We start from the raw sequence: 18,599 nt of genomic DNA on the forward strand, positions 1-18,599 counted from the left end.
GCGTCAGCTCTTGGCGAGCCGTTCCAACGCGCCCCGGGCCACCTCGGGCCGGGTGGTGTACCAGAACGGCGGCAACGACCGGCGCAGGAACGGGCCGTAGCCCCGCGCCGTCTCCAGCCGCGAGTCGAGCACCGCGACCACGCCCCGGTCGCCGGTGGCCCGGATCAGCCGGCCGACGCCCTGTGCCAGCCGGACCGCGGCGATCGGCACGCTCACCGCCGCGAACCCGGAGCCGCCGCCCGCGTCCACCGCCGCCGCGCGGGCCGCGGCGAGTGGTTCGTCGGGGCGGGGGAAGGGCAGCCGGTCGATCACCACGAGCTGGCAGGCGTCGCCCGGCACGTCCACCCCCTGCCAGAGCGACATCACCCCGAACAGGCAGCTCTCCCGTTCCTGGCGGAACCGGCGGACCAGCAGCGGCAGCGCCTCCTCGCCCTGGAGCAGCACGGGCAGGTCGGTCCGCGCCCGGACCAGCTCCGCCGCCTGCTGGGCGGCCCGTCGCGACGAGAAGAGCCCGAGGGTACGCCCACCGAGCGCCCCGACCAGCGCCAACAACTCCTCGCCGGCGGCCGTGGGCAGGCCGGACACGCTGGGGCGGGGCAGGTGCGCGGCGACGTAGAGGATGCCCTGCCGGGCGTAGTCGAACGGCGAGCCCACGTCGAGCGACCGCCAGCCGGGCCCCTCCGTGGCCGGGACCGTGCCGATCGCCGCCCGGCTGCCCTCGGTGCTGGCCACCGGCGCCGGCCCGGCGGTGCGACCCGCGGCGGCCGCGGAGGCCAGCGCGGCGGCGGCCGGCGACGGCGGGGTGGGCGGCGGGGCCTCCAGCCCGAGCGCCCGGGCCACCGTGTCGAAGCGGCCGCCCAGGGCGAGCGTGGCCGAGGTGGCGACCACGGTGCGCTCGTCGTAGAGGTGGGTGGCGAGGGTGCCGGCCACCGACAGCGGCGCCACCACCAGCGCCCGCCGGCTGCCGTTCTCCGGCTTCTCCACCCAGGCCACGTCGTGGTCGGCCTCCTCCAGCAGCCGCTGGGCGGTGGTGGACAACTCGTCCAGCACCGCCTTCGCCTGCTGCTTGCGGACCGGGTCGGGGTCGTCGGCCTTCACGTCGCCGATCGATTCCAGCGCGGCCCGGGTCGCCGCGTCGAGCAGCGTGCACGCCTCCCGCAGCGCGGGCGGCAGGCCGGCGGTGAGCCGACCGGCCGGCGCCTCGGCCAGCCCTACCGTCAGCGCGTCGCCGGCCTCGGTGAGCCGGTCGGCCAGGTCGGGCCGGAGCAGCGGCCGGGCCCGCCGGGTGGACCGGTCGATCAGCTCGGGCACCAGCTCGGCCTGGGCGGCCGAGGAGACCCGGTCGGCCAGCTCGTGCGCCTCGTCCACCACGAGCAGCTTGTGCGGCGGCACGATGTGCCGCCCGGCGAGCATGTCGACCGCGAGCAGGCTGTGGTTGGTCACCACGATGTCGGCCTCCCGGGCGCGGGCCCGGGACGCCTCCGCGAAGCACTCCTGCCCGAACGGGCAGCGGCTGGCCCCGACGCACTCCCGGGCCGGCATGGAGACGCTGCGCCACACCTGGTCGTCGACGCCCGGGTCCAGCTCGTCGCGGTCGCCGGTGGCGGTCTTCTCGGCCCAGTCGCGCAGCCGCTGCACCTGCTTGCCCAGCCGGCCGGCCTCACCCAGCCACTTCGTGGCGCCGGGACGGGGCGCGTCGAAGAGCGCGTCGTCCGGCTCGTCCTCCACCGAGCTGTCCAGCCGGGCCAGGCACAGGTAGTGGTGGCGGCCCTTGAGCACGGCGAAGGTGGGGCGGCGGCCGAGCACCGGCTCGACCGCGTCGGCCAGCCGGGGCAGGTCGTGGTCGACGAGCTGGGACTGCAACGCCAGGGTCGCGGTGGAGACCACCACCGGACCGTCCACGGTCAGGGAAGGGGCCAGGTAGGCCAGCGACTTGCCGGTGCCGGTGCCGGCCTGCACCAGCAGGTGCTCGCCGGAGGCGATGCTCCGCTCGATCGCCTCGGCCATCTGCTGCTGGCCCGGCCGGGCCGCGCCGCCCGGCACCGCGCCCACCGCGGCGGCCAGCAGCGCCCCGCCGTCGGCGCGGCCGGCCCGGCGTTTCTTCGGGACAGCGGGGCCGGTGGCGGTGCGGGACGGGCTCACCGTGCGACCGTACCCGCCGGCACCGACGGGGGTCCCGCCGCTCCGGCCGCGTGGCGCGGTCGGTGCGTCGCGTCCGGTTACCTCCCGATCGCGAGGCGTGGCCGGAATCGGTTAGGGTGCCAGGCATGCCGAGCGACGTGGTCCGCGTGATCTACCGCAAGTACGACGGCAGCGCGCACCGCGACTACCCGGCCCGCCGGCTCGCCGAGGACGACCTCGGCGTCTGGCTCGGCGTGCCGGCCGGCACCGAGTCCGTCTACCACGGCCGCCCCTCGGTCGAACAGATCCCGTTCGTCCTGTTGGTGCCCCGGCACGGCTGGTGGACCGGGATGTTCAACCCGCCGCCGCGCACCAGCGAGGTCTACTGCGACATCGCCACCCCGGCCCGCTGGGAGGGTGAGGAGACGGTCCACCTGGTCGACCTCGACCTGGACGTGGTGCGTCGTCGGGAGACCGGCGTCGTCGAGCTGCGCGACGAGGACGAGTTCGCCGAGCACCGGGCCCGGTGGGGTTACCCGGACGACCTGGTCGCCGAGGCCGAGGCGGCGGCCCGCTGGCTGCTCGGCGCGCTCGGCGACGGCAGCGAGCCGTTCGCCACCTCGTACCGCAAGTGGTTGGCCCTGGTGGTCTGAACCGCGGTCACCAGCGCGGCGGCCAAGCGGCGTCCGGCCCGAGCGGCGGCAGGTCGGCCACCTTGTCCGGGTTGAGCTGGTTGAACACGCCGGTCACCCGCCCGTCGTGCACCGCGAACGAGGTGACCATCCGGATCGTCCGCCCGTCGCGGTGGAGGAACTCCGACTGCCACCCCAGCGTGCCGTCCACCAGCACCGGCCGGCCGCGCAGGGCACCCCGCCCCCGGGCCTGGCCGTACAGGCCGAGGAGCAGGCGGCCGACCGCGTCGGTGCCGACCACCGGCCGGCGCCCCGCCGGGAAGTGCCCGCCGGAGTCGCCGATCGAGATGACGTCCGGGGCCAGCACCCGGACCAGCTGGTCCAGCTCGCCGGACTCCACCGCGGCGGCGAAGGCGGTGAGCACGCGGCGCTGCTCGGCGAGGTCGGCGCTGTGCCGTGGCGCGTCCGGCCCGTGCACGGCCCGACGCCCCCGGGACGCGAGCTGCCGCGCCGCCTCCGGCGTCACGGCGAGCACGTCGGCCACGTCGCCGAACGGCACCGCGAAGACGTCGTGCAGCACGAACGCCACCCGCTGCTCCGGCGTCAGCCGCTCCAGCACCACCAGCAGCGCGGTGCCGAGCTGGTCGGCCCGGACCGCGCGCTCGGCCGGGTCGGGGGCGAAACCGTCCGCCGCCGGTAGGCCGCGCACCACCGGCTCGGGCAGCCACTGACCCGGGTACGCCTCGCGGCGCACGCGGGCGGAGCGGAGCACGTCCAGGCAGATCCGGGAACAGGTGGTGGTCAACCAGCCGCGCACGTCGCGGACGCGGGCCCGTTCGGCCGGGTCGGCGAGCGCGCCCGAGAAGCGCAGCCAGGTCTCCTGCACGGCGTCCTCGGCCTCGCTGCGGCTGCCCAGCATCCGCTGCGCGACCGCCAGGAGGTGCCCCCGTTCCGCCTCGAACTCCCCCGCAAGCTCGTCCACCCACCCATTCTCCCGCTCGCCCACCCCGCACCGCCCACCGCCCACCGCCCGCTGCCGCGCCCGCCCGCTGCCTGCCGTCCATCGCCCCGGCTTCGCCGCCTGCCGTCCGCCGCCCGGCTCCCCCGTTCACCCGCCCTCCCTCCCGGCCGCCGTGACCAAGCCGCCTGGCGTTCGGCCGTTCGCGCCCGTCCGGCCCGATCCGGCGGGAGATCTTGGCACGAAACGGCCCCTATAGGGGCCAGTTCTTACCAAGATCTCGACCGATCCCACTTTGTGGAAGATCGATTCCGTTCGGTGAGGCGCTGGTTCCGAGAGGGGGTGACGTGCGTGAACGGGCGGGCGGGGGCGGGGGACTGCCGACGGGCGGGGCTGGCCGGGGAACGGGTGGAGGAGGTGGGCGGATGGAGGGTGAGTCGCAAAACGGGCGTAGCGGGCACGCCGTACCCATGATCGGGGTTGCGGGGTGAGGATCGGGGGATGAGTGGCGTGGTGGGGCCCGAGGGCGGGTCGATGCGGGAGTTGTTGCGGGTGGGCCCGGGGGCGGTGGACCTGGCGGCGATCGACCCCCGGTCGACACCGGGGTTGCCGGCGGCGGCCGGGCACGGGTCGGCGCGCAAGGAGTGGGCCCGTGGGCAGGTCGAGCTGGTCGGCGCGGAGCTGGGCCGGCAGCAGGAGATGCTCTACGCCGCCGCCCAGGGCGCGGCCGGGCCGGGGAGCGCCACCAGCGCGCCCAGCCAGGCCGGCGCACGGCTGGCCGGTGACCGGCCGCGCCGGGTGCTGCTGGTGCTTCAGGCCATGGACTGCGGCGGCAAGGACGGCGCGGTCAAGCGGGTGGCCGGCGCGATGAACCCGCTCGGGCTGCACATCCGTTCCTTCGGCCCGCCGACCGAGGAGGAGCGGCGGCACGACTTCCTCTGGCGCGTCCGGCGGGCGCTGCCGCCGCCGGGCTACGTGGGCGTGTTCAACCGCTCGCACTACGAGGACGTGCTCATCGCCCGGGTGGAGGAACTGGTCGACGAGGCCACCTGGCGGTCCCGGTACGCGATCATCAACGACTTCGAGCGGGAGCTGGTCGAGCAGTCCGTGACCGTGGTGAAGGTCATGCTGCACATCTCGTACGCGGAGCAGGGCGAGCGGCTGATGGAGCGGCTCACCGACCCGACGAAGTACTGGAAGTACAACCCGAGCGATCTGGACACCCGGGCCCGCTGGGACGATTACCGGGCCGCGTACACCGAGGCGCTGGAGCGTTGCGGGACGGACGCCGCGCCCTGGTTCGTGCTGCCGGCGGACCGCAAGTGGTACCGCGACTGGGCGCTGGCCCACCTGCTGCGGGAGACGTTCGACGGGTTGGATCTGGGGTATCCGCCTGCCGATTTCGACGTCGAACGGGAGCGTGACCGGTTACGCGACCAGGGCGGCAAGTGATCAGGTGAACAGCAGGTGAACGAGCGGTGAATCGGGCCTGACCAGGGGTGGGCCGGTCGATGCCGGGTTCGACCGTGTCCCTAGCATGCCCAGAGCAGACGCCTCTCGCAGGCGACGGCCACCCTTCCACCGACACGACGAGGTCCGTGCTGTGAAGTTTTCCTTCCGTCCCACCGAGGGCGCCTTCTACGAGCTCTTCACCAGGGCCGCGCAGAACCTGGTGAAGGGGACCGACCTGCTCAACGAGCTGGGTCTGCCCGGCGCGGACGTGCAGTCGATCAGCGAGCGGCTGACCGAGGTCGAGCACGACAGCGACCAGATCACTCACGACCTCTACAAGAAGATCAACTCCACCTTCATCACGCCCTTCGACCGGGAGGACATCTACCGGCTGGGCTCGCTGCTCGACGACGTGATGGACCACCTGGAGGCGGTCGGCAACCTGCTCTACCTGTACGGCCTGACCAAGCTCCCGTCGCTGCCGCGCGAGCTGCACGAGCTGGTCAACGTGCTCGACCAGCAGGCCAAGCTCACCGCCGAGGCGATGCCCCGACTGAAGTCGATGAAGGACCTCGAGGACTACTGGATCGAGTGCAACCGGCTCGAGAACGACGGCGACCAGGCCTACCGGATGCTGCTGGTCCGCCTCTTCTCCGGTGAGTACGACGCGCTGACGGTGCTGAAGATGAAGGAGGTGGCCGACGAGCTGGAGGCCGCCTGCGACGCCTTCGAGCACGTCGCCAACACCGTCGAGACCATCGCGGTCAAGGAGTCCTGATCCCGTGACACCCGAACTCATCGCCGTGCTGGCGGTGATCGCGGTCGCCATGGCGTTCGACTACACGAACGGCTTCCATGACGCGGCCAACGCGATCGCCACCAGCATCTCGACCCGGGCGCTGACCCCCCGGATCGCGCTCGCGCTGGCCGCCGTCGGCAACTTCGTCGGCGCGCACTTCGGCGCCGGGGTCGCCAAGACGGTCGGCGACGGACTGGTGACGCTACCGACCGGGGTGGAGAGCCTCGGCGTGGTCTTCGCCGGCGTGCTCGGCGCGATCGCCTGGAACCTGATCACCTGGTACTTCGGCCTGCCGTCCTCCTCCTCGCACGCCCTGTTCGGCGGCCTGGTCGGCGCGACCCTGTTCGCCGCCGACGGCATCGTCCAGTGGGGCAACATCCTGGAGAAGGTCATCATCCCGATGGTCCTCTCGCCGGTGGTCGGCCTGGTGCTCGGCTTCCTGGTGATGCTGGCGATCATGTGGCTGTTCCGGAAGGGGCAGCCGGGCAAGCTCAGCCGGGGCTTCCGCTGGGCGCAGACCGTCTCCGCCGCCGCCATGTCGGTCGGCCACGGCATGCAGGACGCCGCCAAGACCATGGGCATCATCGTGCTGGCGCTCTACACCGGCGGCTTCCAGGAGAGCAAGACGCACATCCCGGGCTGGGTGTTCTGGACCTCCGCGACGATGCTGGCGCTCGGCACGTACGCGGGCGGCTGGCGGATCATCCGGACGTTGGGCCGGAAGATCATCGACCTCGGTCCGGCGGAGGGCTTCGCGGCCGAGACGGTGGCCAGCGCGGTGCTCTACTTCAACGCGCTGGTGCTCAAGGCTCCGATCTCCACCACGCACACGATCACCTCGGCGATCATGGGTGTGGGCGCGACGAAGCGGCTCTCCGCGGTGCGCTGGAACGTGGCCGGCAACATCGTGATCGCCTGGATCATCACGTTCCCGGCGGCGGCGGCCATCGCCTGCCTCGCGTACCTGCTGGTGCGCCCGCTGTTCTAAGGCGGGGCCCCCTTTTAACGCCTCAGGTAGAGGAGGGGCCCCTTCTTAACACCGGATGTTAAGAAGGGGCCCCTCCTTACACGTAGGAGACGCCGATCCGGGCCTTGATGTCGTCGATCAGGGTCATCACCTCGAGCGTGGCGGCGTGCGGCACCAGCGGGCTCTCGGTCAGCCCGGCCGCCAGGCAGCGCTGCACCTCGATCGCCTCGTACTGGTAACCGCCGCCGGTCAGGTCCGCCGGGATGGTCTCCGGCTCGGCGTCGAGCCGGTGCAGCACCGCCGACGCGGGTCGGAAGAACGGCTCCGGCAGCTCGATCCGGCCGGTGGTCCCGGTGATCGACGCGGTGATCGCGGTGGCGCCGACCATCCCGCAGCTCAACGTCGCCACCGCGCCGGAGTCCCAGCCCAGGACGATGCCGGTGTTCTCGTCCACCGCCTCCGGGCTCAGCCGCGCCCACGCCCGCACGTGCTGCGGCGCACCGAGCACCAGGTGGGCCAGGCTCAGCGGGTAGACACCGAGGTCGAGCAGCGCGCCCCCGCCCAGCGCGGGATTCCGCATCCGGTGCTCGGGCGGGAACGGCCCGGCCACCCCGAAGTCGGCCCGGACGTGGGTCACCTCGCCGATCGCGCCGTCGGAGATCAGCTCCAGCACCCGCAGGATCAGCGGGTTGGTCCGCATCCACATGGCCTCCATGAGGAAGAGCCCGCGGGCGCGCGCCGTCTCCACCAGCTCGGTGGTGGTGGGCAGGTCCAGCGTGCAGGGCTTCTCCACCAGCACCGCCTTGCCGCCGGCCAGACAGGCCAGCGCCGCCTCGTGATGCGCGGCATGCGGGGTGGCCACGTAGATCGCGTCCAGGTCCGGGTCCGCGGCCAGTTCGGCCCAGGAGGCGTACGCCCGCGGCACGTCGTGCCGCCGCGCGAACGTCTCGGCGCTCTCCCGGGTGCGCGACCCGACCGCCACCAGTTCGGCGTCCGGCACCAGCCGCAAATCGTCGGCGAAACAGGCGGCGATGTGCCCGGTGGCCAGGATTCCCCAACGCGTCATGCCGGCACGCTATCCCGGACGGCGTCGCCGTCGGCAGGGTGATCCACCGGTCGGGACGGGCTGGGCGGGCGGCGCGTGGGCCGGCGGGCACCGTCGCCGACCGGTACGCCCCAGGGGAACTAGGCTCGCCGCATGACGATCGACGGCTTCGCCGCACCCCCCGCCCTGGTGGAGCACGCCCGCCGGTTCCACGCCGAGGGTGGCGTGCCGGCGGTGCCCCGGGTCGCCGCCACCGTGCTGCTGCTCCGCCCGGCCGGTGACGACTTCGAGGTCTACCTGATCCGCCGGGTCGCGGCGATGACGTTCGGCGGCATGTACGCCTTCCCCGGCGGCGGGGTGGACCGCTCCGACTCCGAGGCGCACCTGGGCTGGGCCGGCCCGGAGCCGGCGGCCTGGGGTGAGCGGTTCCGGCTCGACCCGGCGGACGCGCAGGCGGTGGTCTGCGCCGCCGCCCGCGAGGTTTTCGAGGAGGCGGGCGTGCTGCTGGCCGGCCCGGACGCGGACACCGTGGTCGGCGACGTGAGCGGCGACGACTGGGAGGCGGCCCGGCAGGACCTGGTGGGTCGGCGTACCGGCTTCGCGGATCTGCTGGCCGGGCGCGGTCTGACGCTCCGGTCCGACCTGCTGCTGCCGTGGACCCGGTGGATCACGCCGGAGTTCGAGCCGCGCCGCTTCGACACGTACTTCTTCGTGGCGCTGCTGCCCGAGGGGCAGCGGACCCGCGACGTCTCCGGCGAGGCCGACCACACGCTGTGGCTGCGCCCGGCGGACGCGCTGGCCCGGGCGGAGGCGGGGGAGCTGACCATGCTGCCGCCGACGATGGTCACCCTGGGCGAGATCGCCGCCGCCGGCGACCTGGCCGGCGTGGCCCGCGCCGCCGCGGACCGCGACCCGGGTACGCCCATCCTGCCGCGCATCGAGGACCTGGACGGTGCCCAGCCGCGCTTCCTGCTCCGCTGAGCGAGGTGTTAAAAGGGGCCCCCTGCTATGCAGAATGCGTTAACAGGGGGCCCCTCCTTACACCTCAGCCGAAGCGGCCGGTGATGTAGTCCTCGGTCTTCTTCTGGCTCGGGTTGCTGAAGATCTTCTGGGTGTTGTCGTACTCGATCAGGCGGCCCGGGTCGCCGGTCTTCTCGATCGAGAAGAAGGCGGTGCGGTCCGACACCCGCGCGGCCTGCTGCATGTTGTGCGTGACGATGATGATGGTGAACTTGTCCTTCAGCTGGAACATCAGGTCCTCGATGGCCAGCGTGGAGATCGGGTCCAGGGCCGAGCACGGCTCGTCCATCAGCACCACCTGCGGCTCGACCGCGATGGTGCGGGCGATGCAGAGCCGCTGCTGCTGACCGCCGGAGAGGCCGGCGCCGGGCTTGCCGAGCCGGTCCTTGACCTCGTCCCACAGGTTCGCCGAGCGGAGCGCCTTCTCGGCCGTCTCCTCCAGGATCGACTTGCGTCGGACGCCGTTGAGCCGCAGCCCGGCCACCACGTTCTCGAAGATGCTCATGGTGGGGAACGGATTCGGCCGCTGGAAGACCATGCCGATCATCCGGCGTACGGCCGTGACGTCCACGTCGCGGTCGTAGATGTCCTGCCCGTCGATGGTCAGGTTGCCCTCGACCCGGGCGCCGGGCAGCACCTCGTGCATCCGGTTGATCGACCGCAGGAAGGTGGACTTGCCGCAGCCGGACGGGCCGATCAGGGCGGTCACCGTCTTCGGCTCGACGGTCAGGTTGATGTTCTCGATCGCCTTGAACCCGCCGTAGTAGGCGGTGACGTTCGACGCTTCGACGCGCTTGGCCATGGTGGCGGTACCTCCGGGGTTCATCGGCCGAGCCGGTTTCGACGGGCCAGCAACTTCGCCGCGACGGTCAGGACGAGGACGAGCGCGACCAGGGTGAGCGCCGCGGTCCACGCCCGCGCCGGCGAGTACTTCGAGGCCTCGCCGGCCTGCTGGTAGACGAAGAGGGCCAGCGACGACTGGTTGTTCTCGAACGGGTTGAAGTTGATCGAGGCGCCACCACCGGCGACGAGCAGCACCGGCGCGGTCTCGCCGGCGGCCCGCGCGATGGCGAGCATGATGCCGGTGACGATGCCGGGCAGCGCGGTCGGCAGCACGACCCGCAGGATGGTCTTCCACTTCGGCACGCCGAGGGCGTAGGCGCCCTCGCGTAGCGGCGCCGGCACGAGCCGGAGCATCTCCTCGGTGGACCGGACGATGGTGGGCAGCATGAGCACGCTCAACGCCAGCGCGGCGGCGAAGCCGGAGAAGCTCGGCCGGCCGTCGTTGAACCACGGCGAGACGATCAGCACCCAGAACGCCAGCACGAACAGGCCGGTGACGATCGACGGGATGCCGGTCATCACGTCGACGAAGAAGCGGATGGTGAACGCGAACCGGCCCCGGCCGTACTCGACCACGTAGATGGCGCAGAGCACGCCGAGCGGCACGGTGATCAGGGCGGCGATGCCGACCTGCTCCAGCGTGCCGATGATCGCGTGGTAGGCGCCGCCGTTGGCGTCCCGCGCCCCGATGTTGTTCATCGAGGTGCCGAAGAAGTTGCCGTCCAGCCGCTCGGAGCCCTTGCTGACCAGCGTCCACACCACCGAGGCCAGCGGCAGCACGGCCAGCACGAAGGCGGAGTGGATCAGCGCGCTCCAGGTCCGGTTGCGGGCGGACCGCCGGCCCTCCACCGCGTTCGTCGCGACGTAGAGACCGACCAGGTAGAGCAGCGCGCCGAGCACCACGACCAGGACCGGTCCGCCGATGCCGGCGCCGTACACGAGGGCCGCCGCGAGCAGCAGCGCCGCGACGGCGATGACGGGCGCGGCGTACGCCGGGAGGCGTCGGGCCCGCAGCGTGGCCGGCTGGGCCGGCGGGCGCGGGCGGGAGGGGGTGAGAGTGGAGGTCATGCCGCAGACTCCGTGAACTCGCGGCGGCGGTAGATGATCGCGCGCGCGGTGATGTTGACGATCAGTGTGATCGCGAAGAGCACCAGGCCGGAGGCGATCAGGGCGCCGCGGCCGGTGTCGTTCGCCTCGGCGAACCGGTTGGCGATGTTCGCGGCGATCGAGTTGCCGCCGCTCTGCAGGATGTTGAACGAGATGGCGTACGTCGAGCCGAGCGTGAGCGCCAGCGCGATGGTCTCGCCGAGCGCCCGGCCCAGGCCCAGCATCACCGCGGCGATGACGCCCGGCCGGCCGTACGGCAGGACCGCGGTGCGGATCATCTCCCAGCGGGTGGCGCCGAGCGCGAGGGCGGCCTCCTCGTTGGCGGTCGGGGTCTGCCGGAACACCTCGCGGGAGAGCGAGGTGACGATCGGCAGCACCATGATCGCCAGCACCACGGAGCCGAGCAGGATCGAGCTTCCGTACGGGCCGTCGCCGAAGATCGGGATCCAGCCGAAGTACGTGTTCAGCCAGGCGGAGAGGTCGGCGACCGGCTGGGCGAAGTAGTCGCGACCCCAGAGTCCGAAGACCACGCTCGGCACCGCGGCCAGCAGGTCGATCACGAACCCGAGTCCGTTGCCGAGCCGGCGGGGGGCGTAGTGCGACAGGTAGAGGGCGATGCCGAGCGCGACGGGCACCGCCATGAGCAGCGCCAGCAGCGAGCTCAGGACGGTGCCGAAGGCGAGCGCGCCGATGCCGAACTTCGGCGGGTTGTCGTTCGGGAACCAGCCCTCGAAGGTCCAGAACGACTCGGTGTTGGCCCGCAGCGCCGGCACGGCCTTGGCGATCAGAAAGATCGCGATGGCCGCGATGATCACCAGCACCGTGGTGCCGGCGGCCAGGGTGAGGCCGCGGAACGCCCGTTCCGCGCCGAAGGCGCGGGCGCGGGGCAGGCCGCCGCCCCCGCCGAGGTCGCCGCCGGGGCGGCCAAGGGGGTTTCCGGAGCGCTCGGCCACACGCGCCGAGGCACCGGCGGGCCGCTCGTGGCTCGTGGCCACGGGGGTCCCGCCGGTGCCGGCGTGCGCCGAGCGGTGAGGGGTGTCACCCATCTGCTCGCTCGCTTCGCGTTGAGGAGGTGTCGATCAGGGCGTCAGGAGAGGCTCTTGACCGCGGCCTCGACCTTGGTGCGGACGGTCTCGGGCAGCGGGGCGTAGCCCAGCTCCACCAGCTCCTGCTGGCCCTCGGCGCTGGCGGCGTGGCCGAGCAGGCCCTTGACCAGGGGCAGCTTGTCGGCGGCGAGGCCCTTGCTGCAGACGATCTCGTAGGTCGCCAGGACGATCGGGTAGGCCCCGGCCTCCTTGGTGTTGTAGTCGATCGACATCTTGAGGTCGTTGCCCTGGCCCTCGAACTTGGCCCCGGCGATGGTCTTGCCGGCCGAGTCGCCGGTCAGCTCGACGAACTCGCCGGCGCCGTTCTTGACCTTGGCCATCTTCAGGCCGGAGTTCTCGGCGTACGACCACTCGACGTAGCTGATGGTGCCGTCGGTGCTCTTGACCTTGCTGGCCACGCCGTCGGACTTGGCCGCGCCGACGCCGCCCGGGGCCTTCCACGCCTTGGAGTTGCCCAGGGTCCAGTCCGCCTCGGCGGTCTTGGACAGGTACTTGGTGAAGTTGTCGGTGGTGCCCGACTCGTCGGAGCGGTGCACCGCCTGGATCGCGGTCGACGGGAGCTTGGCGTCCGGGTTGTCGGCCTTGATCGCCGCGTCGTCCCACTTGGTGACCTTGCCGGCGAAGATCTTCGCCAGGGTGGCCGGGCTGAACTGGAGGTTGTCCGCGCCGCTGACGTTGTAGACGACCGCGACCGGGCCGATCACCATCGGCAGGTTGAGGGCCTGGCCGCCGGCGCACTTGGCGTCGGCCTGCGGCTGCTCCTCCGGCTTGAGGGCGGAGTCGGAACCGGCGAAGTCGGCGGTGCCGGCGATGAACGCCTGGATGCCGGCGCCCGAGCCGCTCGGCTCGTAGTTGATCGTGGTGCCGGAGCACTTCTGCTGGTAGGCCTTGATCCACTCGGCCATGGCGTTCTTCTGCGCGGAGGAGCCCTGCGCGTTCAGCGTGCCGGTGGCGCAGTCCGCCGCGGCGGCGGAACCGGTGGCACCGGCGGCCGGCTCGTTGTTGTCCGAGCCGCAGGCGCTGAGACCGAGAACCGCGGTAAGAGCGAGACAGACGATGGCGCCGTGCCGCTGGAGCTTCACTGGAGGGGTTTCCCTTCACGTCTTTGGTCAGGTCGCCCGGGGTGCCGGGGGCCGGCGCTGACCGGCTGACGTGAAAGTTAGGAGGGCCAGGTGGACGGTTCGCCGGTCAGAAGTGAACGAGGGGTGAACAAGCCCGATCCGCTCGCCGACGGGAAGCTGTAAGTGTGTTGTCCATTACATGAACTGCCGGGGGCAAGTCCCTCTTATCGTTATTTGTCCGGCGACGCGTGACCTGGGCGCTACCGGGCCGTGACGCCACCGTGATGCTCCCGCCGCGGCGAGTGTCCGATCTCAGGAGATGCGGTCGACGGCGGTCCCCACCCGCCGCCGCACCGCCTCGGGCAGCGCGGCGTACCCGAGGTCGCCCGCTGCGCCCTGACCCTGGCTGCTGATCGTGTAGCGGAAGAACGCCCGGGCGAGCGGAGCCTTGTCGACCGCCAGCCCTCGCTCGCAGATCACCTCGTAGGTGACCAGGGCCAGCGGGTACGCCCCGGGTGCCCGGGTGGCCCGTTCCAGCGAGAGCCGCAGGTCGGGCCCGAGTGCGCCGACGCTCTTGACGGTGGCCCGCGAGCTGGGGGCGACGAACTCACCGGCGCCGTTGCGCACGGCCGCGGCGGGCAGATCCCTGCCGCGCAGGTACGACAGTTCGAGGTAGCCGATCCTGCCCTGCTTCTCCTCCACCGCGTCCGGCACCCGCTTGGACCCGGACACGCCGACGCCTCCCGGCAGCGGCCACTTCCGGCTCGCGCCGTAGGGCCAGCGCCCGGAGGCGGTCTCGGCGAGGAACGTGGTGAAGGCTTCGGTGGTGCCGGACGAATCGGCGCGGTGCACCGGGGTGATCCCGATCGACGGCAGGGCGGTGCCGGGATTGTCCGCCCGGATCGCCGGGTCGTCCCACCGTCGCACCGCCCCGGAGAAGATCGCGGCCACCGTGCCGGGGGTGAGCCGGAGCGGAGGGTTGCCGGGCAGGTGGTAGGTCACCGCCACCGGTCCGACCGCCATCGGCAGCGCGAGCGGGGCGGCGCCCACGCACCGGGTTCGGGCCTGCTCCAGCTCGTCCGGGGACAACGGCGAGTCGGTCCCCGCGAAGTCGGCGACGCCGGCGATGAAGGACGTGATTCCTGCCCCGGAGCCGGACGGTTCGTAGTTGATCGTCGTCCCGGGGCAGGCCCTCTGGAAGGCTGTCGACCACACCTGGACAGCGTTCGCCTGAGCGGAGGAGCCCTGGCCGTTCAGGGTGCCGCGGGCGCACGCGACCCCGGGGGTCGGCTCCCGGGTCGGCGCCGGGCCGCACGCGGTGAGCGCGGACAGCACGGACAGCAGCCCCGCGAAAGCGCCCCGGCGGCTGCCGCGCATCGTCAGACCGTCTGGTAGTTGACGTGTCCACACCAGCGGGCGAAGCCGGTCCGCTCGTACAGCGCGACAGCGCCGGTGTTGCTCTCGTCGACGTAGAGCATCACCCGGTCCAGCCCTCGCCGGTCACGCAGGTAGGTCAGGCCGGCGGCGGTGAGGACCCGGCCGAGCCCACCACGGTGCGCGGACGGGTCGACACCGAGCACGTAGACCTCGCCGATCGGGGCCGACCCGGGCCGCTCGTGCACCTTGGTCCAGTGGAAACCGAGCAGCCGGCCGGTGCCGGACTCGACCGCGAGCAGGAAGCCGGCGCTGTCGAACCACGACTCGCCGAGTCGTACGCGGAGGTCGTCCAGCGTCCACCGGCCCTGCTCGGGGTGCTGGGCGAAGGCGGCGTTGTTGACCGCCAACCAGGCCTCGTCGTCCTGGCCGGGACGGAACGCGCGCAGCTCCACCCCCTCGGGCAGGACCGGCTCGGGCAGCGCGGCGGTCAGCGGCCGGCGCAGCTGCCACAACACCCGGGCCCGGGTGAAGCCCAGATCGACCGCGAGCGCGGCGGCCGACGGGTGGTCGCCGTGCGCCCAGGCGCGCACCGGCCCGGTGGCGGCGGCCAGCACCGCCCGGGCCAGCGCCCGGCCGGTGCCCCGGCGCCGGTGCGCGGGGTGCACGACCAACTCCACGCCGACGCCGTCGGCCGGGGCGGTGGTGTCGAGGTGCGCGTAGCCGGTCAGGGCGCCGTCGGGGGTCCGGGCGGTGAGGTGCACGGCCGGTGCCTCCGGGTCGCGCAGCCGCAGCAGTACGTGTTCGTCGAGCGGGTCGGCACCGTCGGCGTCGCCGGCGGCGCGGGCCAGCGCCAGCACCTCGGTGACCTCGTCCGGCGTCAGCCGGTCCGCCGGGGCGACCTCGGCCGCACTCCGCCCTGCGTCGCTCGTCGGCTCGGTGCTGCTCATCCGTGTCACGGTAGCGGCCCGCGGGCCGCCGTTCGCGCCGGCTCCGGGCGGGTGGCGGTGGCCCTCGTCACGGGGCGTCGACGGGCAGCGGTTCCAGCTCGAACCGGGACAGCAGTTCGGGCAGCAGGCGCTGCAACGCGGCCACGGTGCCGGAACGGTCGCCGCCGGCGTCGTGCATGAGCACGATCGCGCCGGGGCCGGTCTGGGTGCGGACGGTCGCCTCGATGGTGGTCGCGCCCGGCGCCTTCCAGTCCGACGGGTCGACGTTCCAGTGCAGCGGGGTGAGGCCCAGCTCCGCGCAGACCGACACCACCGAGGCGGTCCAGGCGCCGCCCGGCTGGCGGTAGTACGCGATGTGCGCGTCGGGCGCGGCGGCCAGGATCGCGTCGTTGGTGCGCAGCAGGTCGGCGCGGATCGTCTCCGGCGACCGCTTGCCCAGGTTGACGTCGTGCCGCCAGGAGTGGTTGCAGACGGTGTGCCCCTCGGCCACGATCGACCGGAGCAGGTCCGGGTGGCTCTCGACGTTCTCGCCGACGACGCAGAACGTGGCCTTCACGCCGTACTGGCTCAGCAGGGCTAGCACCTGCGGGGTCCACCGGGGGTCGGGGCCGTCGTCGAAGGTCAGCGCGACACGGGCGGAGCCGGTGGCGGTCAGGGCGCCGAACGGGCCGGGGCCGTCGTCGCCACCGTCCGGGGCGCTCGGGTCGGCGTCCGGTGAGGTGTCGGGGAGCGCCCGGCCCGGTGCCGCGGGGAACTCGGTGCTCGGCGGCTGGTCGGCGTAGTGCGGCCCGGCGGTGGAACTGGCCACCCCGGTGGTCGTCGGGTGCTGCTCCGGCACCAGGCTGCGACCCAGCACGTAGGCCGAGGCCAGGAGGCCGGCCAGCACCACGGTCACGATGCCGGTCGCGCGCACGGTCGCGCCCGACATCAGTGGTACCGGCCGTTCGTCGCCCCCGTGGTCACCGCGCGCACCGTCGCCCCCTTTACCCGCCAAATCCGGCAGTCAGGATATGACTGACTGATGGGGCAAAAAGGGCATTCAGTGAAACTGTTCCCCCGTCGGGGGAGCGGTCAGACCGGAATCGGGGCGGGCTCCGACTCGGGCAGCGAACGCGACGGCGGCACCACGAACTTGTAACCGACCTGCCGGACCGTGCCGATCATCGACTCGTACTCGGAACCGAGCTTGGCGCGCAGGCGCCGGACGTGCACGTCCACCGTGCGCGTGCCGCCGAAGTAGTCGTAGCCCCAGACCTCGCGGAGCAACTGGTCCCGGGTGAAGACCCGCCCCGGGTGCTGGGCGAGGAACTTCAACAGCTCGAACTCCTTGTAGGTGAGGTCGAGCGGGCGGCCCTTCAGCTTCGCGGCGTAGGTGTCCGGGTCGATGTTCAGCTCACCGGCCCGGATCGAGCCGCCGGCGCCGGCGGTGGCGTTGCTCAACCGGCCGACCGCGAGCCGCAGTCGGGCCTCCACCTCGGCCGGGCCGGCCGCGGCGAGGATCACGTCGTCCACGCCCCAGTCGGCGTTCAGCGCGATCAGGCCGGCCTCGGTGACCACCGCGACCAGCGGCACGCCCAGCCCGGTGGCGTGGAGCATCCGGCAGGTGGCCCGCGCCTCGCTCAACTCCGAGCGGGCGTCCACCAGGACGGCGTCCGGGGTCGGGCCGGAGACCAGCGTGCGGACGTCGCGGGGTGCGGTGCGGACCGAGTGCGGCAGCAGGTCGAGCGCCGGCAACACCGCCGACGGCTCACCCGCCCGTGCGGTCACGAGCAGCAGGAGCTCCACGATCACCTCCGTCCCGGCGGCCCTTCGGCCGCACGCGACCAGCGGCACGCCCGGGTGTGGGGCGGCGCTGTGAACTTGCGTGGGTCCCGGCGTCGCTGACGGGCGGGGTAACGGGTTGAGCGTAACCGATCGTCCGGCCGTCACCTTCGCGTCCTTTCCCGTTTGCCCCATCTGCCCTCGATCGCGGCGCAGGTTTTAACGTTGCCGAAACCGTGACCTCCGCCGAGCCCCCCGGGTCTGGCACGATCGGGGCGTGTTTCCCTCCACCTCGCGCGACAGCGGTCGTGAACCGTGGGCCGACGACCCGCCACCCGGGCCGTCCGGCCCCGCCCGTGGCTACCCGCCCGCCCCGCGTACCGGGCCCGCTGAAGAGGAGGGCGAACGGCGGGAGCGGAAGGGCCCGCGCCGGCTCCGCAAGGGCGGCCCCGGTCGGCGTCCCGACGACGAGCCCGGCGAGGCCCCCGAGGAGGAGGTCCCGCCGGTGGAGTTCCGCCGGCCGCTGGCGCTGACCGTGGCGGGCTTCGCCGCGCTGCTCGGCGTGGGGCTGGTCCTCGGAGCACAGACCTCCGGCCCCGGGCACCGGCTGCCCTTCGCGATCATCATCTTCGGCGTCCAGCTGCTCTTCGTGCTCGCCTGGACGATGGCCATGCGACCGCCCGCCCTCCTGGTCGTCGCGCTGGTCAGCGTCGGCGCGGCGGTCATCGCGGACGTCGCCGCCGTCCGGTCGGACGTCGCCGGCCTGGCCCCGCTCGGCTACGCGGCCGCCGCCGGACTGCTGCTCGGCGTGCTGGGTCAGCTCGTCCGCCGGGTCGACCGGGCCCGGGTCACCGAGTCGCTGGGCGGCACCCTGCTCATCGTGGTCGGCGTGGTCGCCTTCGGCACGTTGATCGTGCTCAGCCGGATCCCCAAGGGCACCCAGGCGATCACGCTCTGCCTCACCGCCGCCGGGGTGGCCCTGCTGGTGGCCCGGTTGACCGACGCCATCGCCCCCTGGCCCCGGCTCGCCCCGCAGGTGCCCCGCGGCGCGGCCGGTGTGGTGGCGGGCGCCATGCTCGGCACCCTGACCAGCGCCGTGCTCGGCAGCTACCTGGTCGGGTTCACCCCGACCAGCGCCGCGCTGGTCGGCGTGGTCGCCGCGGCCACCGCCGTGCTGGCCGACCTCGCCGTGGGCTACGCCGAGGCGGGCCGGCTGATGGCCGGCGAGCCGCCGACCATGTGGGTGGCCCGGCACATGCAGGGGCCGCTGGGCGGCTTCGCGCTCGCCGCGCCGGCCGCGTACGCGATGTGCGTGCTCTTCCTCTGAGCCCGCGGTTGGGGAGGATTCGCCTCGGGTAAGTACGGTTGCGCCGCGAGGCGCGGTGACGGCGGCGAGGACTGGA

At 73.0% G+C, this 18,599-nt stretch carries 16 protein-coding genes and 2 pseudogenes; 6 read left to right on the forward strand and 12 right to left on the reverse strand.

Translation table 11 applies throughout. The annotated features are described in order from the left end of the window. Positions 1-3: 3 nt before the first annotated feature. Positions 4-690: pseudogene (locus CO540_RS31365) on the reverse strand (ATP-dependent DNA helicase); the annotation flags it as partial. Between the two features lie 120 nt (positions 691-810). Continuing rightward, a pseudogene (locus tag CO540_RS31370) lies at positions 811-2,142 on the reverse strand (ATP-dependent DNA helicase); the annotation flags it as partial. A 125-nt stretch (positions 2,143-2,267) separates the two neighbouring features. On the opposite strand from CO540_RS31370, the gene CO540_RS22140 reads away from it, so the two are divergent. After that, on the forward strand, positions 2,268-2,774 hold the full coding sequence (locus tag CO540_RS22140; protein ID WP_091569133.1) for a DUF402 domain-containing protein: 507 nt from the start codon (positions 2,268-2,270) through the stop codon (positions 2,772-2,774). A 7-nt stretch (positions 2,775-2,781) separates the two neighbouring features. Here CO540_RS22140 and sigJ read toward each other — a convergent pair whose 3' ends face one another. Continuing rightward, entirely contained in the window at positions 2,782-3,735 is a 954-nt protein-coding gene (gene sigJ, locus CO540_RS22145; protein ID WP_099163498.1) for an RNA polymerase sigma factor SigJ, read from the reverse strand. Between the two features lie 477 nt (positions 3,736-4,212). Between sigJ and CO540_RS22150 the strand changes: the two genes are divergently transcribed. The 3 genes from CO540_RS22150 (at position 4,213) to CO540_RS22160 (ending at position 6,950) form a co-directional block, all read left to right on the forward strand. Further along, complete coding sequence (locus CO540_RS22150; protein WP_099163499.1) at positions 4,213-5,163, forward strand: PPK2 family polyphosphate kinase; 951 nt, start codon at positions 4,213-4,215, stop codon at positions 5,161-5,163. Between the two features lie 151 nt (positions 5,164-5,314). Beyond that, complete coding sequence (locus tag CO540_RS22155; RefSeq protein WP_089157475.1) at positions 5,315-5,941, forward strand: DUF47 domain-containing protein; 627 nt, start codon at positions 5,315-5,317, stop codon at positions 5,939-5,941. Positions 5,942-5,945: 4 nt separating this feature from the next. Further along, complete coding sequence (locus tag CO540_RS22160) at positions 5,946-6,950, forward strand: inorganic phosphate transporter (RefSeq protein ID WP_099163500.1); 1,005 nt, start codon at positions 5,946-5,948, stop codon at positions 6,948-6,950. Between the two features lie 76 nt (positions 6,951-7,026). On the opposite strand, the gene CO540_RS22165 is transcribed toward CO540_RS22160, so the two are convergent. After that, positions 7,027-7,995: a Gfo/Idh/MocA family protein gene (locus CO540_RS22165; protein ID WP_099163501.1), complete on the reverse strand. Its 969-nt coding sequence runs from the start codon at positions 7,993-7,995 to the stop codon at positions 7,027-7,029. A 132-nt stretch (positions 7,996-8,127) separates the two neighbouring features. On the opposite strand from CO540_RS22165, the gene CO540_RS22170 reads away from it, so the two are divergent. Further along, positions 8,128-8,955 (forward strand): NUDIX domain-containing protein, encoded by an 828-nt coding sequence (locus CO540_RS22170; RefSeq protein WP_099163502.1) that lies wholly within the window; start codon positions 8,128-8,130, stop codon positions 8,953-8,955. A gap of 64 nt (positions 8,956-9,019) precedes the next feature. On the opposite strand, the gene pstB is transcribed toward CO540_RS22170, so the two are convergent. The 8 genes from pstB to CO540_RS22210 all read right to left on the reverse strand — a co-directional run bounded on the left by pstB (position 9,020) and on the right by CO540_RS22210 (position 17,226). Beyond that, positions 9,020-9,796 carry a phosphate ABC transporter ATP-binding protein PstB gene (gene pstB, locus CO540_RS22175; RefSeq protein WP_091569147.1) on the reverse strand — a complete coding sequence of 259 codons (777 nt, stop codon included), beginning with the start codon at positions 9,794-9,796 and terminating at the stop codon, positions 9,020-9,022. A gap of 20 nt (positions 9,797-9,816) precedes the next feature. Then, entirely contained in the window at positions 9,817-10,905 is a 1,089-nt protein-coding gene (pstA, locus tag CO540_RS22180) for a phosphate ABC transporter permease PstA (protein ID WP_098747710.1), read from the reverse strand. Then, the gene (pstC, locus tag CO540_RS22185; RefSeq protein WP_099163503.1) at positions 10,902-11,990 is read right to left on the reverse strand and encodes a phosphate ABC transporter permease subunit PstC; all 1,089 of its coding nucleotides are present in this window, start codon (positions 11,988-11,990) and stop codon (positions 10,902-10,904) included. Before pstC ends, pstA begins: the two co-directional genes overlap by 4 nt. A 41-nt stretch (positions 11,991-12,031) precedes the next feature. Continuing rightward, positions 12,032-13,132, reverse strand: coding sequence for a phosphate ABC transporter substrate-binding protein PstS (gene pstS / locus CO540_RS22190; protein WP_099163504.1), 1,101 nt, complete (start codon positions 13,130-13,132; stop codon positions 12,032-12,034). 291 nt (positions 13,133-13,423) lie between these two features. Next, positions 13,424-14,488: a phosphate ABC transporter substrate-binding protein PstS gene (pstS, locus tag CO540_RS22195; RefSeq protein WP_099163505.1), complete on the reverse strand. Its 1,065-nt coding sequence runs from the start codon at positions 14,486-14,488 to the stop codon at positions 13,424-13,426. Positions 14,489-14,490: 2 nt separating this feature from the next. After that, the gene (mshD, locus tag CO540_RS22200) at positions 14,491-15,435 is read right to left on the reverse strand and encodes a mycothiol synthase (protein ID WP_099163506.1); all 945 of its coding nucleotides are present in this window, start codon (positions 15,433-15,435) and stop codon (positions 14,491-14,493) included. A gap of 67 nt (positions 15,436-15,502) precedes the next feature. Beyond that, positions 15,503-16,363 carry a polysaccharide deacetylase family protein gene (locus tag CO540_RS22205; RefSeq protein ID WP_099163507.1) on the reverse strand — a complete coding sequence of 287 codons (861 nt, stop codon included), beginning with the start codon at positions 16,361-16,363 and terminating at the stop codon, positions 15,503-15,505. Positions 16,364-16,506: 143 nt separating this feature from the next. Continuing rightward, complete coding sequence (locus CO540_RS22210) at positions 16,507-17,226, reverse strand: response regulator transcription factor (protein ID WP_216642299.1); 720 nt, start codon at positions 17,224-17,226, stop codon at positions 16,507-16,509. A 247-nt stretch (positions 17,227-17,473) separates the two neighbouring features. Here CO540_RS22210 and CO540_RS22215 point away from each other — a divergent pair, with 247 nt between their 5' ends. Beyond that, positions 17,474-18,523 (forward strand): hypothetical protein, encoded by a 1,050-nt coding sequence (locus CO540_RS22215; protein ID WP_099163508.1) that lies wholly within the window; start codon positions 17,474-17,476, stop codon positions 18,521-18,523. The last annotated feature ends 76 nt before the right edge of the window (positions 18,524-18,599 follow it).

This window comes from Micromonospora sp. WMMA2032 (assembly GCF_002688545.1).
Taxonomy (GTDB): Bacteria; Actinomycetota; Actinomycetes; order Mycobacteriales; family Micromonosporaceae; genus Micromonospora; species Micromonospora sediminicola.